General features: G+C 54.7%; 31 protein-coding genes. 12 read left to right on the forward strand and 19 right to left on the reverse strand.

The window, feature by feature from the left end; translation table 11 throughout:
* Nucleotides 1-3 precede the first annotated feature (3 nt).
* From fliM to sra, 7 genes are all read left to right on the forward strand, one after another.
* Nucleotides 4-1,005 carry a flagellar motor switch protein FliM gene (gene fliM, locus SGBXF1_RS14820; protein ID WP_037419020.1) on the forward strand — a complete coding sequence of 334 codons (1,002 nt, stop codon included), beginning with the start codon at nucleotides 4-6 and terminating at the stop codon, nucleotides 1,003-1,005.
* Nucleotides 1,002-1,415 carry a flagellar motor switch protein FliN gene (fliN, locus tag SGBXF1_RS14825; protein WP_037419017.1) on the forward strand — a complete coding sequence of 138 codons (414 nt, stop codon included), beginning with the start codon at nucleotides 1,002-1,004 and terminating at the stop codon, nucleotides 1,413-1,415. The genes fliM and fliN overlap by 4 nt, the downstream gene beginning before the upstream one ends.
* Nucleotides 1,415-1,819: a flagellar biosynthetic protein FliO gene (gene fliO, locus SGBXF1_RS14830; RefSeq protein WP_037419014.1), complete on the forward strand. Its 405-nt coding sequence runs from the start codon at nucleotides 1,415-1,417 to the stop codon at nucleotides 1,817-1,819. The genes fliN and fliO overlap by 1 nt, the downstream gene beginning before the upstream one ends.
* Nucleotides 1,816-2,592, forward strand: coding sequence for a flagellar type III secretion system pore protein FliP (fliP, locus tag SGBXF1_RS14835; protein ID WP_238320970.1), 777 nt, complete (start codon nucleotides 1,816-1,818; stop codon nucleotides 2,590-2,592). The genes fliO and fliP overlap by 4 nt, the downstream gene beginning before the upstream one ends.
* Before the next feature lie 33 nt (nucleotides 2,593-2,625).
* Nucleotides 2,626-2,895 (forward strand): flagellar biosynthesis protein FliQ, encoded by a 270-nt coding sequence (gene fliQ, locus SGBXF1_RS14840; RefSeq protein ID WP_037419012.1) that lies wholly within the window; start codon nucleotides 2,626-2,628, stop codon nucleotides 2,893-2,895.
* A gap of 2 nt (nucleotides 2,896-2,897) precedes the next feature.
* Entirely contained in the window at nucleotides 2,898-3,680 is a 783-nt protein-coding gene (gene fliR / locus SGBXF1_RS14845) for a flagellar biosynthetic protein FliR (RefSeq protein WP_037419009.1), read from the forward strand.
* Between the two features lie 388 nt (nucleotides 3,681-4,068).
* Nucleotides 4,069-4,200, forward strand: a complete 132-nt coding sequence (gene sra, locus SGBXF1_RS14850; RefSeq protein ID WP_176573194.1) for a stationary-phase-induced ribosome-associated protein — start codon at nucleotides 4,069-4,071, stop codon at nucleotides 4,198-4,200.
* A 330-nt stretch (nucleotides 4,201-4,530) separates the two neighbouring features.
* Here the strand turns inward: sra and flgL are convergent, their stop codons facing one another.
* The 11 genes from flgL to flgB form a co-directional block, all read right to left on the reverse strand.
* Nucleotides 4,531-5,490 carry a flagellar hook-associated protein FlgL gene (gene flgL, locus SGBXF1_RS14855; RefSeq protein WP_061806537.1) on the reverse strand — a complete coding sequence of 320 codons (960 nt, stop codon included), beginning with the start codon at nucleotides 5,488-5,490 and terminating at the stop codon, nucleotides 4,531-4,533.
* 60 nt (nucleotides 5,491-5,550) lie between these two features.
* Nucleotides 5,551-7,197 carry a flagellar hook-associated protein FlgK gene (flgK, locus tag SGBXF1_RS14860; RefSeq protein WP_061806538.1) on the reverse strand — a complete coding sequence of 549 codons (1,647 nt, stop codon included), beginning with the start codon at nucleotides 7,195-7,197 and terminating at the stop codon, nucleotides 5,551-5,553.
* Nucleotides 7,198-7,511: 314 nt separating this feature from the next.
* Complete coding sequence (gene flgJ, locus SGBXF1_RS14865; protein ID WP_037419000.1) at nucleotides 7,512-8,453, reverse strand: flagellar assembly peptidoglycan hydrolase FlgJ; 942 nt, start codon at nucleotides 8,451-8,453, stop codon at nucleotides 7,512-7,514.
* A complete protein-coding gene (locus tag SGBXF1_RS14870; protein ID WP_037418997.1) occupies nucleotides 8,453-9,553 on the reverse strand; it encodes a flagellar basal body P-ring protein FlgI in 1,101 nt (366 codons plus the stop codon). The genes flgJ and SGBXF1_RS14870 overlap by 1 nt, the downstream gene beginning before the upstream one ends.
* Nucleotides 9,554-9,698: 145 nt before the next feature.
* On the reverse strand, nucleotides 9,699-10,400 hold the full coding sequence (gene flgH / locus SGBXF1_RS14875) for a flagellar basal body L-ring protein FlgH (RefSeq protein ID WP_037418995.1): 702 nt from the start codon (nucleotides 10,398-10,400) through the stop codon (nucleotides 9,699-9,701).
* A gap of 77 nt (nucleotides 10,401-10,477) precedes the next feature.
* Complete coding sequence (gene flgG / locus SGBXF1_RS14880) at nucleotides 10,478-11,260, reverse strand: flagellar basal-body rod protein FlgG (RefSeq protein ID WP_037418992.1); 783 nt, start codon at nucleotides 11,258-11,260, stop codon at nucleotides 10,478-10,480.
* 18 nt (nucleotides 11,261-11,278) lie between these two features.
* The gene (locus tag SGBXF1_RS14885) at nucleotides 11,279-12,034 is read right to left on the reverse strand and encodes a flagellar basal body rod protein FlgF (RefSeq protein WP_037418990.1); all 756 of its coding nucleotides are present in this window, start codon (nucleotides 12,032-12,034) and stop codon (nucleotides 11,279-11,281) included.
* A gap of 12 nt (nucleotides 12,035-12,046) precedes the next feature.
* Nucleotides 12,047-13,270 carry a flagellar hook protein FlgE gene (gene flgE / locus SGBXF1_RS14890; protein WP_186427077.1) on the reverse strand — a complete coding sequence of 408 codons (1,224 nt, stop codon included), beginning with the start codon at nucleotides 13,268-13,270 and terminating at the stop codon, nucleotides 12,047-12,049.
* Nucleotides 13,271-13,447: 177 nt separating this feature from the next.
* Nucleotides 13,448-14,125, reverse strand: coding sequence for a flagellar hook assembly protein FlgD (gene flgD, locus SGBXF1_RS14895; protein ID WP_037418986.1), 678 nt, complete (start codon nucleotides 14,123-14,125; stop codon nucleotides 13,448-13,450).
* Nucleotides 14,126-14,137: 12 nt separating this feature from the next.
* On the reverse strand, nucleotides 14,138-14,542 hold the full coding sequence (gene flgC, locus SGBXF1_RS14900) for a flagellar basal body rod protein FlgC (RefSeq protein ID WP_186427078.1): 405 nt from the start codon (nucleotides 14,540-14,542) through the stop codon (nucleotides 14,138-14,140).
* A 5-nt stretch (nucleotides 14,543-14,547) separates the two neighbouring features.
* Complete coding sequence (flgB, locus tag SGBXF1_RS14905) at nucleotides 14,548-14,961, reverse strand: flagellar basal body rod protein FlgB (RefSeq protein WP_037418980.1); 414 nt, start codon at nucleotides 14,959-14,961, stop codon at nucleotides 14,548-14,550.
* Nucleotides 14,962-15,121: 160 nt separating this feature from the next.
* Here flgB and flgA point away from each other — a divergent pair, with 160 nt between their 5' ends.
* The 5 genes from flgA (at nucleotide 15,122) to SGBXF1_RS14930 (ending at nucleotide 17,738) form a co-directional block, all read left to right on the forward strand.
* Entirely contained in the window at nucleotides 15,122-15,775 is a 654-nt protein-coding gene (gene flgA / locus SGBXF1_RS14910; RefSeq protein ID WP_186428516.1) for a flagellar basal body P-ring formation chaperone FlgA, read from the forward strand.
* A gap of 243 nt (nucleotides 15,776-16,018) precedes the next feature.
* Nucleotides 16,019-16,345: a flagellar biosynthesis anti-sigma factor FlgM gene (flgM, locus tag SGBXF1_RS14915; protein ID WP_037418974.1), complete on the forward strand. Its 327-nt coding sequence runs from the start codon at nucleotides 16,019-16,021 to the stop codon at nucleotides 16,343-16,345.
* A gap of 56 nt (nucleotides 16,346-16,401) precedes the next feature.
* Complete coding sequence (locus SGBXF1_RS14920) at nucleotides 16,402-16,836, forward strand: flagella synthesis protein FlgN (protein ID WP_037418970.1); 435 nt, start codon at nucleotides 16,402-16,404, stop codon at nucleotides 16,834-16,836.
* 232 nt (nucleotides 16,837-17,068) lie between these two features.
* Nucleotides 17,069-17,455 carry a type II toxin-antitoxin system RelE/ParE family toxin gene (locus SGBXF1_RS14925; protein ID WP_061806543.1) on the forward strand — a complete coding sequence of 129 codons (387 nt, stop codon included), beginning with the start codon at nucleotides 17,069-17,071 and terminating at the stop codon, nucleotides 17,453-17,455.
* Nucleotides 17,436-17,738, forward strand: a complete 303-nt coding sequence (locus SGBXF1_RS14930) for a helix-turn-helix domain-containing protein (protein WP_037418964.1) — start codon at nucleotides 17,436-17,438, stop codon at nucleotides 17,736-17,738. Before SGBXF1_RS14925 ends, SGBXF1_RS14930 begins: the two co-directional genes overlap by 20 nt.
* 4 nt (nucleotides 17,739-17,742) lie before the next feature.
* On the opposite strand, the gene SGBXF1_RS14935 is transcribed toward SGBXF1_RS14930, so the two are convergent.
* The 8 genes from SGBXF1_RS14935 to SGBXF1_RS14970 all read right to left on the reverse strand — a co-directional run bounded on the left by SGBXF1_RS14935 (nucleotide 17,743) and on the right by SGBXF1_RS14970 (nucleotide 26,250).
* Complete coding sequence (locus SGBXF1_RS14935; protein WP_037418961.1) at nucleotides 17,743-18,147, reverse strand: flagellar protein FlhE; 405 nt, start codon at nucleotides 18,145-18,147, stop codon at nucleotides 17,743-17,745.
* Nucleotides 18,147-20,225, reverse strand: a complete 2,079-nt coding sequence (gene flhA / locus SGBXF1_RS14940) for a flagellar biosynthesis protein FlhA (protein WP_037418956.1) — start codon at nucleotides 20,223-20,225, stop codon at nucleotides 18,147-18,149. Before flhA ends, SGBXF1_RS14935 begins: the two co-directional genes overlap by 1 nt.
* The gene (flhB, locus tag SGBXF1_RS14945) at nucleotides 20,218-21,369 is read right to left on the reverse strand and encodes a flagellar biosynthesis protein FlhB (RefSeq protein WP_037418952.1); all 1,152 of its coding nucleotides are present in this window, start codon (nucleotides 21,367-21,369) and stop codon (nucleotides 20,218-20,220) included. The genes flhA and flhB overlap by 8 nt, the downstream gene beginning before the upstream one ends.
* Before the next feature lie 175 nt (nucleotides 21,370-21,544).
* Nucleotides 21,545-22,189 carry a protein phosphatase CheZ gene (gene cheZ, locus SGBXF1_RS14950; RefSeq protein ID WP_037418947.1) on the reverse strand — a complete coding sequence of 215 codons (645 nt, stop codon included), beginning with the start codon at nucleotides 22,187-22,189 and terminating at the stop codon, nucleotides 21,545-21,547.
* Between the two features lie 10 nt (nucleotides 22,190-22,199).
* Nucleotides 22,200-22,589, reverse strand: coding sequence for a chemotaxis response regulator CheY (cheY, locus tag SGBXF1_RS14955; RefSeq protein WP_037418944.1), 390 nt, complete (start codon nucleotides 22,587-22,589; stop codon nucleotides 22,200-22,202).
* A gap of 85 nt (nucleotides 22,590-22,674) precedes the next feature.
* Entirely contained in the window at nucleotides 22,675-23,724 is a 1,050-nt protein-coding gene (locus SGBXF1_RS14960; protein ID WP_037418941.1) for a protein-glutamate methylesterase/protein-glutamine glutaminase, read from the reverse strand.
* Entirely contained in the window at nucleotides 23,724-24,596 is an 873-nt protein-coding gene (cheR, locus tag SGBXF1_RS14965) for a protein-glutamate O-methyltransferase CheR (RefSeq protein ID WP_186427079.1), read from the reverse strand. The genes SGBXF1_RS14960 and cheR overlap by 1 nt, the downstream gene beginning before the upstream one ends.
* A 28-nt stretch (nucleotides 24,597-24,624) precedes the next feature.
* Complete coding sequence (locus SGBXF1_RS14970; protein WP_186427080.1) at nucleotides 24,625-26,250, reverse strand: methyl-accepting chemotaxis protein; 1,626 nt, start codon at nucleotides 26,248-26,250, stop codon at nucleotides 24,625-24,627.
* Between the last annotated feature and the right edge of the window lie 70 nt (nucleotides 26,251-26,320).

Consider the following 26,320-nt stretch of genomic DNA (forward strand, 5'->3'; position numbering starts at 1 on the left):
ACTATGGGCGACAGCATTCTTTCACAGGCAGAGATCGACGCCTTGCTCAACGGCGACAGCGCGGGTGATGAACCCGAAGCCGTCACCAGCAACGAGAGCGAGGTCAAGCCGTACGATCCGACCACCCAGCGCCGCGTGGTACGCGAGCGTCTGCACGCGCTGGAAATCATCAATGAACGTTTTGCCCGGCAGTTCCGCATGGGGTTGTTCAACCTGCTGCGTCGTAGCCCGGACATCACCGTCGGCCCGATCAAGATCCAGCCGTATCACGAATTTGCCCGTAATCTGCCGGTGCCGACCAACCTCAACCTGGTGCACCTGAACCCGCTGCGTGGCACAGCATTATTCGTGTTCGCACCGAGTCTGGTATTTATCGCTGTCGATAACCTGTTCGGCGGCGACGGACGCTTTCCAACGAAAGTGGAAGGCCGTGAGTTTACACCCACTGAACAGCGGGTGATTAAACGCATGCTACGCCTGGCTCTGGATGCTTACGGCGACGCCTGGAGCGCGATTTACAAGATTAACGTGGAATACGTTCGTGCTGAAATGCAGGTGAAATTCACCAATATCACCACCTCACCGAACGACATTGTGGTGACCACACCGTTCCAGGTGGAGATCGGTGCGCTGAGCGGTGAATTCAATATCTGTATTCCGTTTGCAATGATCGAACCGCTCCGCGAACTGCTCACCAACCCGCCGTTGGAAAACTCACGGCAGGAAGACAGCCACTGGCGTGAAACATTGGTGAAGCAGGTACAGCATTCCGAACTGGAACTGATTGCCAACTTCGTCGATATCCCAATGCGGCTGTCGAAGATCCTGAAGTTGCAGCCAGGGGACGTATTACCGATTGATAAACCGGACCGCCTGATTGCCCACGTGGACGGCGTACCGGTTCTGACCAGCCAATATGGCACGTTAAACGGGCAATACGCCCTGCGTGTTGAACATTTGATTAACCCTATTTTGAATGCTCTGAGTGAGGAACAGCCCAAATGAGTGATCCTAAGCAACCGTCTGGCGAAGGAAAGGAATCCGTGGACGATCTGTGGGCTGATGCGTTTAACGAACAGCAAGCTACTGAAAAAACGTCTGCGAGTGACGCCGTGTTTAAATCGCTGGAACCGCAGGATGCAAGCGGCAGCCTGCAAGATATCGATCTGATCCTGGACATCCCGGTCAAATTGACCGTCGAACTGGGCCGCACCAAAATGACCATTAAAGAGCTGCTACGTCTGTCGCAGGGATCTGTCGTGGCGTTGGACGGGCTGGCGGGTGAACCGCTGGATATTATGATCAACGGTTATCTGATTGCCCAAGGCGAAGTCGTGGTCGTGGCCGACAAGTTTGGCGTGCGCATTACCGACATCATCACTCCTTCTGAGCGCATGCGCCGCCTGAGCCGCTGATGAATCCAAGCACGACCGCGCCTAACGCAGGCACTTTGCAACCTTCCGCGCCGGCACTGCCGGCCGGTTCAGTGCTGATGCAAGTCAGCACTGCGCTTGGCGGTATCCTGTTATTGATCCTGCTGGCCGGTTGGCTTTTCCGTCGTCTGGGGTTTGCCCCACAGGCGCGTAACAGCAAACTGCTTAATCTGCGCGCCAGTTGTCAGGTTGGGCAACGGGAGCGCGTGGTGGTGATCGAGGTGGATAATACCCTGCTGGTGTTGGGCGTCACCGCCCAGCAAATAACCCCTTTACATACCCTGCCCGCGCCACCGCAAGACAGCACCGCAGCCGACACTGCGCCACCGGCTGATTTTCGCCAACTGATGCAAAAAGTTCTGAAACGTCCGGAAAAATCGGCATGAAATTCCTTGTTCCTTATATCGCCTCGTTTATCCGGGGCAAAAAATGCCTTTACGGAATAGCCACTGCCCTGCTGTTAGCCAGCCCGGCGGCTTTCGCGCAACTGCCTGGGCTGATCAGCCAGCCACTGGCCAATGGCGGCCAAAGCTGGTCATTGCCGGTGCAAACACTGGTGTTGCTGACGTCGCTCAGTTTCCTGCCCGCCATGTTGCTGATGATGACCAGTTTCACCCGTATCATCATTGTCCTTGGGCTGTTACGCAATGCGCTGGGCACCCCGTCAGCACCGCCGAACCAGGTGATGTTGGGACTGGCCTTGTTCCTGACCTTTTTTATCATGTCACCGGTGTTCGACAAGGTCTATCAGGACGCTTATTTGCCGTTCAGTCAGGACAAAATCGGTTTGGATGTGGCCCTGGATAAAGGTTCACAACCGCTGCGCGAGTTTATGCTGCGTCAAACGCGTGAAACCGATCTGGCACTGTACGCCAAACTCGCCAACCAGCCACCACTGGCCGGGCCAGAAGCAGTACCTATGCGTATTCTGTTACCTGCCTACGTCACCAGCGAGCTAAAAACGGCGTTCCAAATTGGTTTCACCGTATTTATTCCCTTCCTGATTATCGATCTGGTGGTCGCCAGCGTCTTGATGGCGTTAGGGATGATGATGGTGCCGCCGGCGACCATCTCGCTACCGTTCAAACTGATGTTGTTTGTGCTGGTCGATGGCTGGCAGCTGTTGCTCGGCTCACTGGCGCAAAGTTTTTACTCGTAACCCGGCGCTCACGCCACCTCTGAAGGAAGCATAATGACACCCGAATCGGTCATGGCACTGGGCACCGAAGCGATGAAAGTGGCGCTGGCGCTGGCGGCCCCCATGCTGCTCGCCGCACTGGTCAGCGGCCTGGTGGTCAGCCTGCTTCAGGCCGCCACCCAGATTAACGAAATGACGCTGTCGTTCATTCCAAAAATTCTGGCAGTGGTCGCCACCATCGTGATTGCCGGTCCATGGATGTTGAACCTGCTGCTGGATTATATGCGCACGCTGTTCACTAACCTGCCAAATCTGATTGGTTAATCATGCTCACATTTGACAGCGCGCAGTTTGGCGTCTGGCTAAGCCAATACTTCTGGCCATTGCTGCGTATTCTGGCGCTAATCAGCACCGCACCGGTATTCAGCGAAAAGCAAATCAGCAAGAAGGTCAAGGTTGGTCTGGGCGGGCTGATCGTCATACTGATTGCACCCGGGTTGCCCATCAGTACTGTCCCCATTTTCTCTGTAGCCGGATTGTGGCTGGCGGCTCAGCAAATACTGATCGGTGTAGCGCTGGGCCTGACGATGCAATTTGCCTTCGCGGCGATACGCTTGGCTGGCGAGGTGATCGGCATGCAGATGGGTCTGTCGTTCGCCACCTTCTTTGACCCCAGTGGCGGGCCGAATACGCCGGTCTTGGCGCGGCTACTCAACTTACTGGCCATGTTGCTGTTCCTCAGCTTCAACGGCCACCTGTGGTTGATTTCACTGTTAGTGGACAGTTTTCATACCCTGCCGATCCAGACCGAGCCTTTGAATGGCAATGGATTTCTGGCACTCACTCAGGTGGGCTCATTGATTTTCATCAATGGCATGATGCTGGCATTACCGCTGATTTGCCTGTTACTAACGCTGAACCTGGCACTTGGCCTGCTCAATCGCATGACCCCTCAGCTGTCGGTGTTTGTTATCGGTTTCCCGGTCACCATGACGATTGGCATTATGACCATAGGCATGATGATGCCGATGCTAGCGCCGTTTTGTGAGCACCTTTTCGGCGAATTCTTTGATCGTCTGGCCGATGTTCTCAGTAACATGACGCCTTAACGTTACCCTACTTATGCGGCTCAACGGCCGCTCCTCTCCGAACAAACTGGCAGTAAATACCCTTTCTCGCTATAAAAAGTTGAAAAAAACAGATAAACACTATTTGGCTTCGATTATTTTTATTGCCTTGAATAATAAAATACCCCCCTTAGAATGACCTTATTAAATATAAAGCCATCAGTAGAAAACCACCCTACCAATCCGTTAGCCATCACAGAATAAAATAAAGGAGTGAGATTAAATAAAAGAATCCACAGGGAAGTAAAAATAAAAACGGTATTCATCCAACATCCACAAGGATAAAAATAGTCGCTCACCGGGGTCAGCCGGCGGGGCGGGCACATTTATTATCTGCGGTGTTTTTACCTCTACTCTCAGGAGCATAGAAATGAAAGCGAAAACCAACAGAAGAGCACGTCGAGCTTTGGGCCTGGCACACTGGGCAACCAACCGAATTCAAATTGCTCTATGCCCATCAGCAAATGATGGGAAATGGAAAATGGTTAAAAAGAAAAAATAACCAGGCAGTTATAATTAATTATGGATATATAACATCTATAATTATTCCTCAGTCCGCAATAAATACCTTGGCGTTTCCCAACGTTAAATAAGGCGGATATGACACATCTATTTTGTGTGTCTGTCGAAAAAAAGGCACGTCACTCAAACCTTAGTGGGGGAAAGAGTGACGTGCCAAAAAAGTGCGCCCGGTTTCAAGAATCCCCTTCCCCTGTGTTACAGCGATAAGGTCTTCTAAGCACACCCAAAGAGTGCCCCTTCGTCTTTCAAGCTGTAGCTTGAGAGACAAAGGGTATGGTTGGTTCTACTTCAACGTGAAAGGCGACGGGAATTAGCGGTTCATTTGGAACAGCGACATACCCTGCATGTCGCCGAAGGTCTTATATGACGCCTGCAACGCAGCCTGTTGCATAAAGTAAGCTGAGATCGACTCAGCCAGATCCGCATCCGTCAGTGCACTCATCTGAATTTGAGTGGACATGTCGCGCTCTTTACCGATGCTGTCCAACTGATCCATCTCTTGCAATTGGCTGCCCAGTTCGGCACGCACGCTAAGCACCTTATTGTAGGAGTTGTCCATGCCGCGGTTAGCCTTGGCCAGGGCATCGGTCACCTGTTGCTTGGTGGCATCGTCTGCGTCCTGCAGCGGTGTTTTTAACGCTTTCAATGCAATGTCGATGCTCTCGAAGACGTTGGAAACTGGCGCGCTGCCGTCCGGTTCAGGTTTCGGGTTACTGGTCAGCGACATGAACACCTCGTTACCAGGATGTCCGATGGTCATGGTACGGTTAGCGTCCACCTTCTGCTGGACCGCCTTGTCGCCGCCTTTGTAGCTCACAGTGCCGCCTTCATCGACAAACGGCGCCTTGTCATTCACATAACCGCCGAACATGTAGTTGCCGTTGCCATCGGTGCTGTTGGCCTGATTGAGCAACTGATCTTTCAGTCCCTGCAATTGAGTAGCCAGTGAATCACGATCGTTATCGCTTTCGGTGCCGCCAGCGTTGACGATCAACGATTTGATATCGGCGATAGTGGATGTGGCGCCAGCCAGCACGGTTTCTTCCATCGACACGTTCTGACGGGCAAAAGTGCGCGCCAGCGTATACTGGTTATTCTCAGCCTGGGACTGCGACAACATCACCGCCTGCGATGCCGCCAGCGGATCGTCGGATGGATTGATCACCCGTTTGCCCGTCGACAACTGTTCAGCAGCCTTCATAAACAGCGACTGGTTGCCAGTGATGCCGGACATGTTTTGTTGATACATCATGCTGGTACTCATGCGCATGCTGTAGGTTCCTCAAAATGAGCGGCCGACCTCCGTGTCAGAGGCCGGACTGCGGTTAAATCAACGGATGCTTAACAAGGTGTCAAACAGGGAGCTGGCGGTTTCAACCACCTTCGCGTTAGCCATGTAATATTGCTGGAAACGCAACAGCTCACCGTACTCTTCGTCCAGGTTGACGCCTGAAATCGACTGTTGTTGTCTGGCCAATTGCGTGACGATGTTAGCCTGTGAGGTCGTCGCCACTTTGGCTGATGCGGTCTGGTTACCAATACTGCTGACCAAACCGGCGTAGGCGCCGCTAAAGGTCGCTTTACCGTCCACCAACTTCTGGGTTTGCAGATCGATCAGTTTCGTGATGTTTTCATTGTTACCGCGGCCACTGCCTTCTTTATTGGAAGCAGCAATTTTTGAGGTGTCGGTAATGGCGACCTTCAGAGTCCCCGCTACATCACTCACCGGCTTCACGGTAAAGCTGTCTTTAGCCTTAGCGTTGCCGTCAATACCGACCTGCAACCCATCAAAGCTCAGCGTCGGCTTGCCATCGGCATCTGTGCCCGCAGTCGCATTGACCTTGACGTTGTCCGGCAAACGGCTCACCTGCCAATTGCTGCCGTCAAACTCAACGCGATAATCATTAGCTTTCACTTTGCTGGTATCGGTGTAAGACACCGACAATGACGCATCACCGGTATTACGGGTGTTATCCACCACGCGGCCGCCGCCGAAGCTGAAGAAATCGGTACCGGCATCGTCATTCAGATCGAAACCTTCACGGTGCTGCTGGTTAAAGCTGTCCGCTAACGCCAGCGCAATTTGCCCCAGTTGATTACGGGCACCATCCAACGTTTCGCTGCGGAATTTGAGCACACCACTCAGGTTGCCACTGTTAATCTGGCTCTCAGGTACTTCAGTAGCGCCATGGCCACGGTCATACCCCAGGGTCATGCGGGCAGGATCGCTGCTGGAAGGCACCGCCGCTACCTGGTAGGTGGTACTGCCTTGTACCAGTGTCAGGCCGTTGGCAAATGAAACCGTGTAGGCGTCGCCATCCTGCTGGGTGACTTGTACACCAACCACTTTATTCAGGTCCGTCACCAGTTGATCTCGCTGATCCAGCAACGCATTCGGCTCGCCGCCGCTGCCACGCAGACGGGTAATCTCATCGTTCAGGTTAGCGATCTGCTGGCTGTAGCTGTTGATCTGCTGCGCGCTATCACTGATCTGCTGATTAACACCACTGTCCATATCACGCAGATACTTGTCCGTGTTGTTGAACTGGTTAACCAGACCGTTGGCCTTGCCCAGCACGGTTTGACGCGATGCATCGTCGCCAGGATGGCTGACGATATTTTGCAGGTTGGTGAAGAAGTCCTGCATGTTGGTCGACAAGGTGTTGGTTTTGCTCGCCAGCAAGTTGTCGATCTGTGAGATTTTATCGTAGTAAGTGCCCTGCGCTTCCGCATTGCTTTGCGCACTGCGCAGCTGATTAGTGATGAACTGGTTGTATTCGCGATTCACGCTGGTGACGGTCACGCCGTTGCCGATAAAACCGTTCATGGTGCTTAAGCCACCGTTCTGCGCCAGGATGGCAGTCTGGCGGTTATAGCCAACCACGTTGTAGTTGGAAATGTTGTTACTGACGGTACTGAGCGCCACCTGAGCCGCATTCAGCCCGCTCATCGCGGTATTGATTAAGCTATTGGACATAAGAATTCCTTTTGCTGCGGTGCCGGTGGCCCACAGGGTTCAATTAAGCTGCTGAGCCTTTTCGCTCAGCCTGTCTCGGTTATCGGCAAAAAACGGGGAAACTTGATAGGGAATTGCTGGCCTTTATTCATGATTCATCACTTTCGCAAATCCCAAAATCATCAGCGTGCCAACAAAGCACTCCCCGGGAACTGGGCCAGCTACATGACCGGGGGTGACACCCCGGCCATGTGGCCCGTAAGGGATCAGGCCCACAAAGGGGCCGAATAACAACAAACAGCTAACGGCGTAGTAACGTCAAGAATGAAAGGGGTTTAGAACAGATCCTTCAAGTCATGGGTGTAGGCTTTTATTACCTGTTCGCCCGTGTTTTTCATCTGCTGAATGACACTGACCAACTTGTTGGCATATTGTGGGTCAGTGGCGTACCCGGCCCGCTGTAACGCATGTGCCGCCTGTTCAGGACTGCGAGCGTTGGCCACATCGGCATAGCGCGGATTGTTGGTCAGCAGTTTGACGTAGTCGGCCATCGCCTCAACGTAAGACCCGTAAACGCGGAATTTCGCCTTGATTTTCTTCGCCGCCCCCTGTTCAAACTCGGTGGTGGTGATCTCGGTCACCGGGCCGTCCCAGTTACCGCCCGCCTTAATACCGAACAGGTTATAACTCGGCGTCCCTTCGGCAGTCGGTATCTCGCGTTGACCCCAACCTGACTCCAACGCTGCCTGCGCGACAATCAGCTGATGCGGAATGCCGCTCTGCTGGCTGGCGACACGCGCCGGGATCGACAGACGGGCAACAAAGTTGCCGTTATTTAGCGTCAATGGCGCCGCCGAGGGTGCTTTCGGCACCGCACGGCGGATCATCTGCTCCAGCGCCTGATTTGGCAGCGTTTGCAGCACCTCATTGTCCAACGCCATCGGCGACAAGCCCGCGGTTTCACTCGGCACAGTATTGGCATTGCCCATCTGTTTGACCATCATGTCGGCCAGCCCGAGTCCTTTCTGCGACATCTGCTGGGCGATCTGCTGGTCATACATTGAGGTGTAAAGCCGCGTTTGATCGCTGCTCAACACCCCGTCCTGCGGTAGTGCGGCGCGCATGCTCTTTAGCATCATCTGCACGAACATGCCTTCAACCTGCTGGGCCACCTGTTTCAGGTTACCTTGCGGATCCGCGGCCGCGTCACGCTTCAACCCATTTAGCGCCTGGGCGTCATAGGCCGCGCCCGACATCGCCATCAAATCACCGGCCATCAGATAATTTCCAGCTTAGCGCGCAAGCAACCGGCACTTTGCATCGCCTGTAGGATCGACATCAGATCGATCGGCGTGGCCCCCAGTGCATTCAGCGCACGGATCACGTTGTTCAGGTTGGCACTGGCATTAACCTTTTGCAGCGAGCCACCCTGCTGTTGTACGGAGATCTGGGTATTTGGCGTCACCACCGTCTGCCCGCCGCCAAACGGTGTCGTTGGCTGGCTGACGGTATTTTGTCGATCGACCACCACTGACAAATTGCCCTGCGCTACAGCACAAGAATCCAGGATTACATCGCGATTCATCACGACCGAACCGGTTCGTGAATTGATTATCACCTTGGCGTCAATCGCCCCAACGCTGACGTTAATGTTCTGGATTTCCGCCAGGAAACGTACTTGTGAGCTGTTGCCCTGTGGCACCAAAACCTGAATGGTGCGGGCATCCAACGGTGAAGCGGTACCGCCCCCACGCTGGCGGTTGATAGCGTCACTGATCTGCTGCGCCAGCGTAAAATCTTCATCATTAAGCTGTAGGTTAATCACCCCGCCGGCACCGAAGGTCGTTGGCAGTTCTCGTTCAATGGTCGCGCCATTGCTGATACGGCCACCCGCCAGTTGGTTGACTTGCACGCTGCTACCACCGGCTGATGCGCCAGCGCCCCCGACCAGCACGTTGCCCTGCGCCAATGCATAGACCTGATTATCCACCCCCTTCAGCGGGGTCATCAGCAAAGTGCCGCCACGCAGGCTCTTGGCGTTACCCATTGAGGACACCACCACGTCAATATTCTGCCCGGTACGTGAAAACGGCGGCAACTTGGCGGTGACCATGACGGCCGCCACATTTTTCAGCTGCATATTGGTGCCCGGAGGCACGGTGATGCCCAGTTGCGACAGCATATTACTCAGGCTCTGGGTGGTGAACGGTGTCTGCATGGTTTGGTCGCCAGAGCCGTCAAGCCCCACAACCAGCCCGTAACCAATCAGGGCGTTATCGCGAACCCCTTGCACCGTAACCAGATCGCGAATGCGCTCTGCCGCCACCGGCAGACTCATTGCGCTAATCAGCAGCGCCATTAGAATTTTATTTAACATTGTGACCTCATTCACCCTACCTAACAGGCATTATTGACGCGGGGCAGTTTGGGGACAGGCAGCGCGGTAGAATGATGCGTACACAGAGTACGTCGCCCTTCCGAGCACTGCCCAACCTCAAAATGGCAAGTAAAATAGCCTGTGTTTAAAACGGCGAAACATTTAAGAAGAAGCGTTGTAACCAGCCCATGGTCTGCGCCTCATTGATATAGCCGTTACCGACGTATTCAATACGCGCATCCGCCACCTGAGTAGAGGTAACAGAGTTGCTGCCGCTGATGGTGCGCGGGTTGACCACCCCGGAGAAACGAATGAATTCAGTGCCCTGATTGATGGCGATCTGTTTTTCCCCCACCACGTGCAGGTTGCCGTTGACCAAGACCTGGTTAACCGTCACGGTAATGGTGCCGCTGAAGGTATTGTTGGCGTTGGCCCCGCCCTTGCCACCGAAGGTGCTGTCGCCGGAAATGTCCATATCGGCACGTGCATTGCCCAACAAGCCGTCCAGATAACGCGGTGATGTGGCAACGCCGAATTTGCTGGCACCGTTGCGACTGGCGTTGGCGGATGAGCTCTTGCTGGCACTCACGTTTTCCTGTAGCACGATGGTCAGGGTGTCACCAACGTTGCGCGGACGACGATCTTCAAACAGCGGCTGATAGCCGTAGTTCATCGGCTGTACCGTCTGGAAAATAGAACCGTTCGGTACCGGCGCCCCCGCCGGCGCAGGCTGCGCCGTGGTAGTCCCATCCACCAAAGGTTTATGCGGAATGTAAGCGCAGCCGCTCAGCGTCAGCATCATCATTCCCGCCAGCCAGCGTTTTCCCTGCCGCGGCAGGGTTGCCATTGAATATGTGGTTACCACGGGTATCGCCTTTGTTTCACGAAATTGGGGTTACGGGCGCAGCATGCTGCGCCCGTCAATTACAGTTGCGTCAGTTTTTGCAGCATCTGATCGGAGGTCGATACCGCCTTACTGTTGATCTCATAAGCGCGCTGGGTCTGGATCATGTTGACCAACTCTTCCGCCACGTTGACGTTGGAGGTTTCCACATAACCCTGATACAGCAAGCCGGCACCGTTGAGCCCCGGAGTGCTTTCGTTAGGTGCACCTGAGCTTTGGGTTTCCTGATACAGGTTCTCACCGACGCTTTCCAGACCACTATCGTTTACGAAGGTGGTCAATGTCAGTTGTCCCACCTGCTGAGCGGCGGTTTGCCCCTGCTGTGTGACGCTGACGATGCCATCGCGGCCGACAGTGATACTCAAGGCATTGGCCGGTATGGTGATCGCCGGTTGTACCTGGAACCCGCTGGCGGTCACTAGCTGACCATTCTGATCAATCTGGAACGAACCATCACGGGTATAGGCCTGGCTGCCATCTGGCAACATGACCTGGAAGAAACCCTGCCCCTTGATGGCAACGTCCTTGCTATTGTTGGTCTGCGACAGATTGCCCTGGCTGTGCAGACGTTCGGTCGCCACTGGACGTACACCGGTGCCGATCTGCAGACCGGAAGGCAGCGTGGTTTGCTCGGAGGATTGCGCCCCCGGCTGACGCATAGTCTGGTACAACAGATCTTCAAACACTGCGCGTTGGCGTTTGAAACCGTTGGTGCTGACGTTAGCCAGGTTGTTGGCGATCACGTCCATATTGGTCTGCTGCGCATCCAGACCGGTTTTGGCAATCCATAACGATGGAATCATTGATTATTTCCTTGCTACTTAGCTCATTGATAACAATGAGTTGGCGCGCTGTTCGTTTTCATCCACGCTGTGGATGACCTTCATTTGCATTTCAAAACGACGGGCGTTGGCGATCATGTCTACCATGGTCTCCATCGGCTTGACGTTACTGCCCTCAAGCACCCCCGGCATGACCCGCACCAGCGGATCGTTCTGCAGTTGGTTGCCACGCTGTTGCCGTGTTTCTGGCGTCAGATGGAACAGACCGTCGTCACCGCGCATCACTTCACGCGCATCTGCTTTCACCAACTTCAGGCGACCTATCTGCGCAATGGTATTAGGTGGGTCGCCAGCATTCAGCGCCGAGATTGTGCCGTCGGCGGCGATAGTGATCTCCGACGACGGAGGGACTTCAATCGGTCCACCATCGCCCATCAGCGGCATCCCCTGTACCGTCAACTGCCCGGTGGAAGAAACCTGGATGTTACCGTTGCGGGTATAGGCTTCACTGCCGTCCGGCAGACTAACGGCCAGAAAACCGTCCTGTTGTACCGCGACGTCCAGCGGACGCGCGGTGTAGTTCAACGCCCCCTGGCTCATGTCGGCACCCGGTGTCGAAGCCGTTACCAACGTACGCGTCGCCAGACTCGGGCCGTCTACCGGCACTGCGCGCAGCGCCGACAGCTGGGCACGAAAGCCCGGCGTCGAGGCGTTTGCCAGGTTATTGGCGGTCACCGCCTGCTGGTCCAGCGTCTGCCGTGCCGCACCCATCGCGGTATAAATCGCGTGATCCATAGCTCAATCCTATTAGCGCAGGCTAACCAGCGTTTGCAGGATGGAGTCCTGCGTTTTGATGGTCTGAGCGTTCGACTGATAGTTGCGCTGGGCAACGATCATATTCACCAGCTCCTGGCTGAGATCGACGTTGGACGACTCCAGCGCACCACTGGCCAATTTGCCGAGGCCGCCGCTGCCTGCCAGACCAACACGCGGTTGACCTGAAGCGCCAGTTTCTTGCCACACGTTATCGCCCTGAGAAGACAAGCCTTCTGGGTTGGAGAAGTTAGCCATCACGATTTGGCCCAGCACCTGAGTCTGCTGGTTGGAGTAGATTCCCACTACCGTACCGTCGTTGTTGATCTGGAAGTTGGTGTATTCACCTGCCGCATAACCGTCCTGCGAGACCTTGCTTACCGAGTCGCTGCTAACGTTCTGTTGCATGCTGCCCGCGAAGCTCAGCGTGAAGTTTTGCGGTGGAGCACCGTCTTTGCCGCCCATAGGAATCAGCATGCTGAAGTCGCCTGCGTTACCCTGGGTACTGGTGGTGCTCATCAGATTGCCGCTGGTGCTGAATTCCATGGTGCCGGCATCAACAGCTTTCTCGCTGCCGTCCTGAGCATAAACTTGCCACTTGTTGTCGCCGGTCTTCACAAAGTAGGCATTGATGTTGTGCGCATTGCCCAGCGAGTCATAGGCGGTGATGGTGTTGACGTAGTTATAGGTTTCCTGATTGGTCGGATCGAACGTTTTGTTCTCCGGTACCTTATGGGTGGACTTCAGGTTAGCCACCATGGAACCCGCGGTGGAAGCCTTGGCGTTCATCATGCCTTCAGGAATGCTCAGCGGCACCGGGTTAGCGCCCTGCTGGATGGTCGGCGGCGTACCGGCAGCCGGGTAGCCGGTCAGTTGCAGACCTTGCATGTTGGTCAGGTTACGGTTTTCATCCAGTTTGAACTGGCCGTTACGGGTGTAAAAGATACCGCCGTCCTTGTCCTGCATGCGGAAGAAACCGTTGCCGGTGATGGCCACATCCAGCGCACGGCTCGTGCCGGTGGTGGTGCCGCCCTTAAAGTTCTGGGTGATACCAGACACCTTAACGCCCAGTCCAACCTGCGAACCGGCAAACATGTCGGCAAAAGAAACGCTGCCAGATTTAAAGCCGGAAGTGGCTGAGTTGGCGATGTTGTTACCAATCACGTCCAGGTTGGTTGCTGCCGCGTTTAAGCCGCTTACTGCCTGAGAAAAGGCCATGTCATTCTCCGAATAATGTTTAGGCTTCCATACCCGTCATACTCCAAGCTGCAAGTGTGCAGACCCGCTTTGACTCACCCGAATCGGCTACCTAAGTAAGCACATCGGGAATCGTTCAGTGGTCACCCCTGCGACTCGAATTATTTTGGATATAACCGAGTGAAATACATTGTTGTGCTATAAGATTTGTCGAACTTCTTCCAGTGTGGCGCTACCCGCCAGACCGAGATCCAGCTTGGCACCGTTGCCATCGCGGATGACGCCGTTGACCATGCCAAAATGCAGGCTGCGTGCCACCAGCTGTTCGCCATTGCCCTTGGCGTTGATCGCCACTTTGTAGGCGCCGTCAGGTGCTGCACTGCCGTCATCCACCGAGCCGTCCCATGTGAACGAATGTACGCCAGCGGTCAAACCGCCGATCTCGATGGTGCGTACCACTTGTCCGCTGGCATTGGTGATGGTTGCGGTGACCTGATCTGCGGCACGTTCCAACTCAACACCAAATGGCGTGGTGCTCACCTTGCCGTCTTTGCTGCCGGCCAGGATGTTGCTGCCGGGTACCATCACACCATGACCGATAAGCGCAGTGGCCTGCAGCGACTGATTGCTGTTGATCTGGCCGGAGATCGACCCCAGCGTGGTGTTGAGTTTCTCGATGCCCTGAACGGTATTGATCTGCGCCAATTGACTGGTCAGTTCATTGTTCTGCATCGGGTTGGTGGGATCCTGGTTCTTCAACTGCGCCACCAACAGCGTCAGGAAGCTGTTGTTCAGATCCTGACTGTTGGTGGTTTTGCTGTTGGCACCGATGACGGTGTTATCCAGCGTTTCATTGGTAGTTGCGGCAATAGCCATGGAAATCTCCGGTTATTGACCCAACGTCAGGGTTTTCATCATCATCGACTTGGTGGTGTTAAGCACCTCGACGTTGGCCTGATAGCTACGGGAGGCAGAAATGGTGTTAACCATCTCACCCACCACGTCAACGTTCGGCATGCGTACGTAACCCTTGGCGTCTGCCAGCGGGTTACCCGGCTGATACACCATGCGTTCCGGTGCCGGATCGTCCACCACCTGCGCCACACGTACACCGCCCATCGGTTGTCCAGGTGCAGCCGCCACTTCGAACACGACCTGTTTGGCACGGTAGGGTTGACCGTCCGGGCCAGTCACGCTGTCGGCGTTGGCCATGTTGCTGGCACTGACGTTCATGCGTTGCGACTGCGCGGACAGCGCAGAGCCGGAGATATCAAATATATTCAGTAATGACATGAACCTTATCCTTGTTGCAGCACCGACATCATCCCTTTGATCTGGCCGTTAATTAACGTCAGATCGGTCTGATATTTCAGGCTGTTATCGGCGAAGTTGGTGCGCTCGCGATCCATGTCCACCGTATTGCCGTCCATCGACGGTTGATCCGGCACGCGGAACAGCAAGTCGAGCTGTGGTGGCTGCATGTTCTGCGCCGGAATGTGGCGTGCAGAAGTCATATTCAGCGCAATACCACTGCCGCTGACGCGGCCCTGTTCCAGCACCTTATTGAGTTGACTGGCGAAATCGATATCCCGCGCCTGATAGCCCGGTGTGTCTGCGTTGGCGATGTTGGCGGCCAGTATTTCCTGCCGCTGGGCGCGCAGGTTCAGCGCCTCTTGACCAAAGCGCAGAGCAGCGTCCAGTTTGTCGATCATGCTCCCTCCGCGAGGTTAGAATTTGGAGCCGACAGCATAAACGCCCCTTCCGCCAGCCTATCGCAGGAATAAGAGCAAAATGCGTCGCTATTTATCTGCTTAGCCTACGCGCAGTACGGGTACACTTACGCGCACCCTGATGGCTATTGAGGAAGCAATGATGAAAGGTAAAATTCTGCTGTTTGCCATGCTGATGTTCAGCATGAGCGCACACGCCGAAGATTTGGCGATGCAGATAGATCGCTTCATCAGCAGCCAGTTCAGTGGGAGTCCTGTACAGGTTAAGGTGCTGGTGCGTACACCGTCATCCCAGTGGCCACAGTGCGAATTTCCACAGCTTTCTCTGCCACAGAGTGCGCGCCGTTGGGGTAATATCAGCGTCTCGGCGCGCTGTGGGCAGGAACGGCGATTTATCCAGACACAGGTCCAGGTAATAGGGAAATACCTGGTGTCGGCACGCAGTATCAGTGCCGGTAGCCGGCTAACGGCGGCGGACATCACACTGAAGAGTGGGCGGCTCGACACACTGCCCCCACGTACATTAAGTGAACCCGGTAAGGCTCTCGGAGCCATCAGCCTGCGGAATATCAGCCCTGGTCAACCGCTGACCTTCTCGATGTTACGTCGGGCCTGGGTGATTAAGGCCGGTCAGTCAGTTCAGGTGACTGCACAAGGAACCGGATTTAATATCAGTGGTTCGGGCAAGGCGATGAACAATGCTGCCGCTGAAGACAGCATCCGTGTACGCATGGCTTCCGGGCAAATTGTGAGTGGCATAGCCGGTGACGACGGTACGATTCGCATTACATTATAAAAAAGGCATACCCAAAATAATTGGCGTTACATCGCGGCACGTCCGTGAGCCACCCAGAACCATGCAAACTGTGTTGCTGGGGCGGGTAGATGCAGTCAACAAAGATGCAACTTCACGTATGGCGGGTATAAAGGTTTATAAAACCTTGCCGATAAGAAAACCATAAGCAGTATTTTATCGGCCACCAGGGCCGCAAAATGTCAGCCATGGCCTGTATGGCGATGGCATCGATGGAGATTAACCATGAGTATCGATCGCACCCAGCGACTGCAACCCGTCCCAACGGTGCAACCGCGTGAGACACCCGCTGAAAACCAACTTCAGCCGCGCAAAGCCGTCCAGACAGAAAGCACTGTCAGCGGTACCCAGGTAAAATTGAGCGACGCGCAAGCGCGGTTAATGCAACCGGGCACACAAGATATTGATATGAACCGAGTGGATGCCATTAAACAGGCAATCCGTAACGGCGAGCTGAAAATGGATGCCGGCAAAATTGCCGATGCGCTGCTGCAAGACGTGCAAAATGACGCCCGGTGGATGTCAAACGGCAACCCAACGCCAGAGGCTTGATCGGGCACTGCCGCCAGGTTAAGACTAAGGGACTCTTTGAAAGGTGATTATTCGCAATGGAAAATCTGGCGCAATTGATTAATAAGCTGCTGGAAACCCTGAATGCGCTGGATACAGTGCTGACGGAAGAACATGACTTGCTCTGCTCAGGCCAATTACCGGGCGTCGCACTGCAACGCGCTACCGACGAGAAGAGCCAGTTACTGGCCACGGTAAACTATTTGGAACAGCAACGGCTACGCCAGGAAAGTGCGCAAGGGCAACAGGCCCCTTATTCCTCACATCCGCACCTGGCAGAGGCTTGGCAACGCGTACAGACGCTCAGCCAACAGCTGAGAGATAAAAACCAGCATAACGGCATGTTGCTCAATCAGCAGATCGATCATAACACTCAGGCGTTGGCGATCCTCAGCAAGCAAAATAAATCGCTTTACGGCCCGGATGGCCAGTCACGCAACACCAGCCTACTGGGGCGAAAGATCGGCGTTTAATCAATGGAACCTCACCCGGTCACGCTACCGTTCAACCGGGTGCCTCCCTTCCTATTGCATAGCCTCTCGCACTTCCTGTGCCACTTTATCTAACCATCTGAATTTATTTTCGTAATACTGCGCATACCTGGCATTTCCGGCTGTTCTCTCCCTTCCCGCTCATCCACCCTGTGCTGGTTTTTAAACCACTTGATCTATACCCTAAAAGGGGATAGTTTTACAGGGAGTGTGAATGACCGATATTTACCTCACCAAAACATTTCAGGCATTCGCTGCCCACGAACGCATTAGCGACGCCACGGTGATCCAAGCTGCGCGAGAAATACAAAACCAACTGTACGATGCCAATTTGGGCAGTTGCGTTTATAAGAAACGAGTCGCCCGCGCGGGTGGCGGTAAACGCGGCGGTTACCGGGTGCTTATTGCCTTTCGAGATGAGGACCGGTTTTTTTTCATGCGGGGATTTGCCAAAAATGAAATGGACAACATTGCCAGTGATGAATTAGTCGGGTTGAAACGCCTTGCTGCGCTCTATCTGGACTATTCCCCTTTCAGGCTTTATCAGTTGGTTAATGACAAGAGGTTAAGGAGATTGACCTATGAGCAAGATTCTTGCTGAAATCCACCAGGAAGTGCAGGAGCTGCATCAGGCAGGATTTGTCGACGATGTCACTATGCGGACGTTTGACATGCTGTGCTTACGCCCGGTTAAGCAGTACACCGCTGCGGACATTCGCGCCCTTCGTGAGCGTGAAAATGTCAGCCAGCCTGTATTTGCTCTGTATCTGAACGTCAGCAAAAAAGCAGTACAAAAATGGGAACGTGGCGAAGCCGTTCCCAACTCCGCCGCGATGAAGCTTCTTTCACTGGTAGAACACAACGGCCTGGCAATTCTCGCCTAATCTATTATTCGTAATTAACAATCACCTGATTGCTAATTACCCGTAGTGGCGGGTTTAGGCTACCGCGTGCCTGCACATAATAAACAAAACGTAGCTCGGCGTTGGCCGGCTCTCCCTGTAACCCGGTGCTGCTACCACTGCCGCCGCCCAGCGCAATACAGCGGGTTAAGGTGCAGAGCTGTGCTTGCATACCCGCGGGTTCGCCAGCCAGTAGTTGATAGCGCCAACTGACGCTGGTGATACGTGCATTGTCATCCGGTAACGCATTAGGCGCCCGCAGCCCTGGCGATTCGCCCCGCTCGCCACCGTATTCCAGCGTGGCGCCGACACTGTCGGCAACCCAGGAACCCGATATCGCCTGTGCGCTCAACGGCGACAACAGGAAAATCAACGCCAGAAGCCGTTTCATTAAGCTGCCCCTATCGTGGATGTCATGCGGATTTGTCGATCATCGTTAATTTCCAGATTCGACAGCACCACAATCTGCGGCAGACTGCGACGCAGGAAGCGTGCCAGCAACGCCCGCAGCGCGTGGTTCACCAACAGTACCGGCGGAGCACTGAGCATTTCCTGTCGCTGGAGTGCCTGTTTAGCCTGTTCCAGCAAACGATCCGCCAGCCCCGGTTCGAGACCACCACCGCCCTGTAGTGCTTGCAATAACAAGCGTTCAAGTTGGGTGTCCAAACCAATGACCTGAATTTCACCGTTACCCGGGAACCACTGCTGGGTGATCGCCCGTCCCAATGCAACTCGCACCACCGTGGTCAGTTCATAAGGATCGGTTTGTGACGGTGCGTGCTCCGCCAGGGTTTCAATAATCGTGCGCATATCACGGATCGAAACCCGTTCAGCTAGCAGGTTCTGCAATACCTTATGCAGCGTGGTCAACGTCACTACACCGGGCACGAAATCTTCGGTCAGCTTCGGTATATCCTGGGCAACACGATCCAACAGTTGCTGCGTTTCCTGTCGGCCAAACAGCTCGCTGGCGAATTGACCAATCAAATGATTAAGGTGAGTCGCTACCACGGTGCTGGCCTCAACCACGGTAAAGCCCTGGATCTGCGCCTGTTCACGCAATGCGCTGTCAATCCATACGGCTTCTAATCCAAAGGCAGGATCGGTGGTTTTGTCGCCGGCCAACTCACCCACGGCGTTACCTGGGTTGATCGCCAACCAACGTCCCGGTTGTGCTTCGCCACTGCCGATTTCTACGCCTTTCATCAAGATACGGTAGCTCGCAGGGGGCAATTCCAGGTTATCGCGGATATGCACTACTGGTGGCAGGTATCCCATCTCCTGCGCAAACTTCTTGCGGATGCCACGGATACGGCCAAGTAGCTCGCCGTTCTGTTGGAAATCCACCATCGGGATCAAGCGGTAACCGACCTCCATACCCAAAGGATCTTCCAGCTGTACGTCAGACCAACTGGCTTCCACCGCTTGCGGATTATCCTGCGCTATCGGCGCTTCTTGCACCTTCGGTTCTTGCTGATCGCGCCCGCGCAGCCACCACGCTAACCCTAACAGGCCTGCGGTGAACAGCAGGAAGACCAGGTTCGGCATTCCCGGGACCAGACCCAGTAACCCCAACACAGCCGCACTGAGTAGCATGACGCGCGGGTTGTTGAACAGTTGGCCAACCATCTGTTCGCCAACGTCCTGATCGGTTGCCACGCGGGTTACGATAACACCCGCCGCAGTGGAGATAACCAACGCGGGGATCTGCGCAACCAGGCCGTCACCAATAGTCAGCAAGGTGTAAGTTTCCGCTGCTGTGCCGAGCGCCATACCGTGCTGAAGTACGCCGACCAACAGGCCACCGACCACGTTCAACACCATGATCATTAAACCGGCTACCGCGTCACCACGTACAAATTTACTGGCACCGTCCATCGAGCCGTAGAAATCAGCTTCCTGTGTGACTTCAGAACGCCGTTTTTTCGCGTCCTCTTCACCGATCAAACCCGCATTGAGGTCGGCGTCGATCGCCATTTGCTTGCCCGGCATGCCGTCCAGCACGAAGCGTGCACCGACTTCTGCAATACGTCCTGCACCCTTGGTGATAACCATAAAGTTGATTAACACCAGAATGATAAACACCACAATACCGATGGCGAAGTTACCCCCCACCAGGAAGTGGCCAAAGGCCTCTACCACGCGACCAGCAGCCGCAGAACCCGTGTGCCCTTCCATCAGGATGATACGTGTCGATGCGACGTTGAGCGACAGGCGCAATAAGGTCGAGAACAGCAATATGGTAGGGAATGCGGCGAATTCCAGCGTACGCTGGGTGAACATCGCCACCAGCAACACCATGATCGACAAGGCAATATTGAAGGTGAACAACAGATCGAGGATAAATGCCGGCAACGGCAGCACCATCATCGACAGGATCATCAGAATCAGTATCGGGCCAGCCAGCACCTGCCACTGTGTATCTTTAAAACTGCCCGGCAAACGAAGCAGGGCGGCTAAATTAGCCATCAGAGTTACTTTCTCCAGCAAAATCCAGTGCTTCCGGCACCGGTAAACGTTCAGGTTTTTTCGGGATCAATCCCCCTTCACGCCGCCAGCGTCTTAGCTGGTAAACCCAGGCCAGAACTTCGGCCACGGCGGCATACAAGGTCGCGGGTATGTGTTGTCCAATCTCGCTGTGCCGATACAAGGCGCGCGCTAATGGCGGCGCTTCCAGCATCGGGATACGGTGTTCTGCACCCAGTTCACGGATACGCAGTGCAATTTCGCCGGCCCCCTTGGCCAGTACTTTCGGCGCACTCATTTTTTTATCGTTGTACTGCAGTGCGACAGCGTAATGCGTCGGGTTGGTGACGATAACGTCAGCCTTGGGTACGTCTGCCATCATGCGCCGGCGAGCAATGGCTCGCTGTTGCTGACGGATGCGCCCTTTTACGTGCGGATCACCCTCTTGTTCTTTGAATTCGTCGCGGATGTCCTGCTTGGTCATCTTCAGTTTTTTGAAGTGGCTCCACAGCTGATAGAACACGTCAAACGCCACCATCGGTGTCAGTCCGAGCACAACCAACAGACCGCAAAAGATGATCATGTGTAGCGCATTACCCAATGCATCGAGCGGCTGTTGCGTTACCAGATGCAGCATCGCTGCCCAGTTGTGCCACAGGAATAAACCGGTGATCCACCCGACCAACGTCGCCTTCAGGATGCCCTTCAATAACTCGGCCAACACCTGGCTGGAAAAGATCCGTTTTAAACCCGACAGCGGGTTCATACGCTTTAAATCAAACTTGAGTGATTTACCGCTTAGCAGTAAGCCGCCCAGCAACATAGGGGCAGTGATCGCCACCAGCGTCAGTCCCGCCATGATCGGTAATAGCGCCCACACTGCCTGCCGTAATAGCATGCCCAACTGGTGCAACATCTGTTTGTCGTTGCTGACCATGCCATGATCGAAATTCAGACCCTGCGTCAACATTGCCGCCAGCTGTTGCGCCATGTTGCCGCCGGAGACCCATATGATCGACAACCCAGCCACCAGCATCAGGACCGATGTCAGCTCACGCGAACGCGGGATCTGGCCATCTTCGCGCGCCTTTTCCACCCTATGGGGGGTGGGGGCCTCGCTCTTTTCCAGATCGCTGTCTTCAGCCACGGGCGCGCTTCCTGTGCGGGGGGAATAAAATTGCCGCCAGCATGCCAAAAAAATGCTGATTTCATTGATGGAACAACGGGGAAAAAGGCAGGTTATTTGCGGGATGACAGTAAGTGGGAGACACCCTGTTCGCTGTAGACATCAGGGACGCAGCCAAGCCGCGTCCCTGAGAGCGTTAGAAACCGAGACTATCGAGCAGGTCGTCGACTTGCGCCTGGTTGGCAATCACGCCGGCACCATTTTGGTCGAGCTGCGGGCCATTGAGCAGGCTGTCGTTCGGCTTTTTCTCTTTCGCCGGCTGTTCCGGAATATTTTCCATCAGCACCATCAACAACTGCTTTTCAATCTCCTGCACCACGTCCATCATGCGTTTGATCACCTGACCGGTCAGATCCTGGAAATCCTGCGCCATCATGATTTCCAGCAACTGGGCGTTAGTGAACGCCGTGTGCTCTGGCACCTGCTCCAGATACTGACGGGTGTCGGTAACCAACTCGCGCGCGTCGTCCAACTCAATCGGATCGGCAAACCAGTCGTCCCAGCGGCCTTTCAAGGCTTTGGCCTCTGACTCCAGCTCCGCCTGACGCGGTTGGGCCGCCTCAACGCAGTTCAACGCCCGTTCCGCCGCCTGCGCCGTCATGGTGACCACGTAATCAAGACGATCGCGTGCATCCGGGATTGCCTCTGCCGCCTGGGCGATCGCCTGATCGAGCCCCAGTTCGCGCATGCTGTCACGTAGCATACGTGTCAGTTGGCCAATGCGGGAGATGATCTCCCCCGCGGTTGCCGCATCGCTGGCAGGCATTGGAATGTCTCTCATCGCCCTCTCCTTACATGCCCAGTTTTTCAAAGATCTTATTGAGCTTTTCTTCCAGCGTTGCCGCCGTAAAAGGTTTCACCACGTAACCGCTGGCGCCAGCCTGAGCCGCCGCGATAATATTTTCTTTTTTGGCTTCTGCCGTCACCATCAGCACCGGCATAGCCGCTAATGCGCCGTCAGCCCGGATAGTTTGCAGCAATTCCAGACCATCCATGTTTGGCATGTTCCAGTCGGAAACCACGAAATCGAAATCGCCGGCACGCAGTTTATTCAGCGCATCTGCACCGTCTTCGGCTTCTTCTACATTGTTGAATCCTAACTCTTTCAGCAAGTTTCTGACGATACGACGCATTGTGGAGAAGTCATCCACCACCAGAAACTTGAGGCTCTTGTCTGCCATTTTTATTCCTAACCTTTAAATTATTCCAAACAACGGCCACCTCGCGGCAGCCATTAGCGATAACCCTATCAATAAGGGCATAAAATCAAATACGTAACGCTTGTCCGCCGGCAATTTGTGCCAACATGCGCTGACTCATGCGATCCAGCTCCACCACTTCATTGACACCACCAGTGGCGATCGCCTCACGTGGCATCCCGAAGACCACACAACTGGCTTCGTTCTGTGCCAACGTATAAGCACCTGCACGATGCATTTCCAACATGCCTGCCGCACCGTCATTACCCATACCTGTCAGGATCACCCCCACAGCATTGCGCCCGGCATATTGCGCGACCGAGCGGAATAACACGTCCACTGAGGGGCGATGGCGATTGACTGCCGGGCCGTCATGCAGCTTCACCTGATAGTTGGCCCCACTGCGTGACAACTCCATATGCCGGTCACCCGGCGCAATGTAAGCATGACCCGGCAGCACGCGTTCGCCGTCTTCGGCCTCTTTCACTGTGATCTGACAAAGCTTGTTCAAACGTTCGGCAAATGAACGGGTAAAACCCGGCGGCATATGCTGAGTGATCAGCAACGCAGGGCTGGTTGCCGGCAAGGGTTGCAGCACCTGACGGATGGCTTCAGTGCCCCCGGTTGAGGCACCAATAGCGATCAACTTTTCACTGCTGAGCAAAGGTGCATGGCTGAGGATCGCCGGTGCCGGGCTGTTGGAGCGCTGTGGTAAACGCGCTTTGGCCGCCGTGCGGATCTTCTCGGCAATCAGTTCGCTGTATGCCAGCATGCCTTCGCGAATACCCAACTGCGGTTTAGTCACGAAATCTACCGCCCCCAACTCCAGTGCACGCAGCGTAATCTCTGAACCTTTGCCCGTCAGTGATGACACCATCACCACTGGCATCGGCCGCAGACGCATCAGTTTTTCAAGGAAATCGAGACCGTCCATACGCGGCATTTCGACGTCCAACGTCAGCACCTGTGGGTTAAACTTTTTGATCAGATCGCGAGCAACCAGTGGATCGGGTGCACTTGCTACCATCTCCATGTCGGGATGGCCGTTGACAATCTCGGTCATCAATTGCCGCATAAGCGCCGAATCGTCTACGCACAGTACTCTGATTTTATTCATTACCTCTCCTTGGTCAGGCCATACACGGTCTGCCCACGCAAGTAGAAATCCCGGCTGATCTGGCTAAAGTTCTCGGAGTGACCGGCAAACATCAGGCCCCCCGGTTTAAGCAAGGGTACAAAGCGGCGCAGAATGCGCTCTTGTGTCGCCTTATCGAAATAGATCATCACGTTGCGGCAGAAAATAGCGTCAAACTGACCCGGTAGCGCCCATTCAGGGGCCAGCAGGTTGAGTGACTGGAAGTTCACCCGCCCCGCCAACTCAGGCCGCACCCGTACCAGTCCCTGATGCGGGCCGGTGCCGCGCAAAAAGTAACGCTGCATCTGCGTCGGCGTCAGAGTGCGTAAATCTTCCTGTCGATAAACCCCAGCCTCGGCCTTTTCCAGCACCTGGGTATCAATGTCACTGGCCCATACCTGGCAGCCAGTGGTACGTTGCCCCAGCACGTCACTCAGGGTGATCGCAATCGAATAGGGTTCTTCCCCTGTCGATGCAGCAGTACTCCACACGCTGTAACCGTTCGGTCGCTGACGCGCATGTTCCGCTAGAATGGGGAAGTGATGCGCTTCGCGGAAAAAGGCCGTCAGGTTGGTGGTCAGCGCATTGATAAATGCCTGCCATTCAGCACTGTTTGGATCGCTTTCCAGTAATGCCAGATAGTCGCCAAAGTCATTCAGGCCTAATAAACGCAGGCGACGCACCAAACGGTTGTAAACCATCTCTCGTTTGTGCTCCGCCAACACAATGCCGGCACGCTGATAAATCAGTTGGCTGATACGCCGAAAATGCACGTCCAGCAACGGCAAGCGTTGCACCATCTGCGTCAATAATGTCGCAGGGTCACGATGAGGAATCGACGGCGCCGGTTTCATACCATCTCACTCAGAAAAAACGGGCTGCTTATGCGTTTTGACAATCTGGGGCTTCCTTTACCACGGGTGAAACTGCGTCTTTCGCGTTAACGGGGGCAGCGAAGTTATCGTCCGCCAGGCGGAATACCGATACTGCGTCAGCCAGAGTAATTGCCTGATCTTCCAGTGCAGTCGCCGCCGAAGCCGCTTCCTCCACCAATGCGGCGTTCTGCTGGGTTACCTGATCCATTTGGGTCACCGCCTGGGTCACCTGTTCGATGCCGCGGCTTTGTTCGTCTGACGCGGAGGCGATCTCACCCATTATGTCGGTAACCCGAGTGACCGAACGTACGATGTCCTGCATGGTGGCACCGGAGTTTTCCACTAGTACCGAGCCTTGCTTCACACGGCTGACTGACTCGTCGATCAAACCTTTAATTTCTTTCGCCGCCTGTGCACTACGCTGCGCCAGGTTGCGCACTTCACCAGCGACCACTGCAAAGCCACGGCCCTGCTCACCGGCACGCGCTGCCTCTACCGCAGCATTCAACGCCAGGATATTGGTTTGGAAGGCAATGCCGTCGATCACGCTGGTAATAGCACCAATCTTGTGAGAACTGTTGGCAATGTCGTGCATAGTGGTCACCACGTCGCCCGCCAGCTCTCCCCCCTTGGCTGCGGTTGTTGAAGCATCCCGTGCCAATTGTGAGGCCTGACGTGCGTTATCGGCGTTTTGTTTCACCGTGGCGGTTAACTGCTCCATGCTAGCGGCAGTCTCTTCCAGTGAGGCAGCCTGCTGCTCAGTGCGTGAAGAGAGATCGTTGTTACCCTCAGAGATTTCCTGCAAACCAATCAGGATCGACTCAGCCCCGTCACGTACCGCACCCACAGTACCAATCAGCGATTGTTGCATCCGTTGCAGACTGGCGAATAATTGACTGATCTCATTACGGCCATACACCTGGATAGGCGTGGCCAAATCGCCAGCGGCAATGCGATCAAAATGACTGCGCATAATATTTAGCGGCTGTACCAGCATGTTACGCAACCACCACATGGCGCTGCCGGTGACCACGATCAACATCAGCACTGCACCCGCCACAAACCAACCTGACAGGGTGAAAGATTGTTGATTCGATGCATTGGCTTCGCTGACATTCGCGTTAACCAGTTGCAGATACTGAACAAAATCGGCTTCAAACAGATCCTGGGTTTTCTGCGTCGGTTGATCCATAAACGCCTGCAGATTATCGTTCTCAAGGAAGGTAATAAGCTCACGCAGCGCACCACGCAGTCGGTCATAGCTTGCCTTGGTGGTTTCTGTCAGTTGTTGTTCCTGTTCGCTATTACGCGATACCGCCAGGAACTGGTTAAAATAGAGATCTGCTTTCTGCAACGAACTGCGCGCATTGCCCATCAGTGAGTTCACCTGATCTTGCGGCAACTTGAGTGCTGAACGGGTACCGGCGCGGTTCAGTGTGTTGCGTGCCTGCAGCAACGACACCCAACTTAAGCTAAGAGCGTCACGCTGTTGGCTGCCGAGAGTGATCAGGTTCAGATTATGGTTATCGGAACGGAAAGCGGTATACGACAAGCCGCTGGTGGCCAACTGCATAACACAAAAAGTCATCAACAACAGAAACAGACTGGTAGAGACGCGGATTCGGTTAAACACTGTGAACCTCCTTGCAGCCGGCCGATGGCCAGCTTACGACGGGGAATCGGCCTCCCCCAGAGAAGGAAGG

It is taken from the genome of Serratia grimesii (assembly GCF_900186025.1).
GTDB classification, from domain to species: Bacteria; Pseudomonadota; Gammaproteobacteria; order Enterobacterales; family Enterobacteriaceae; genus Serratia; species Serratia grimesii.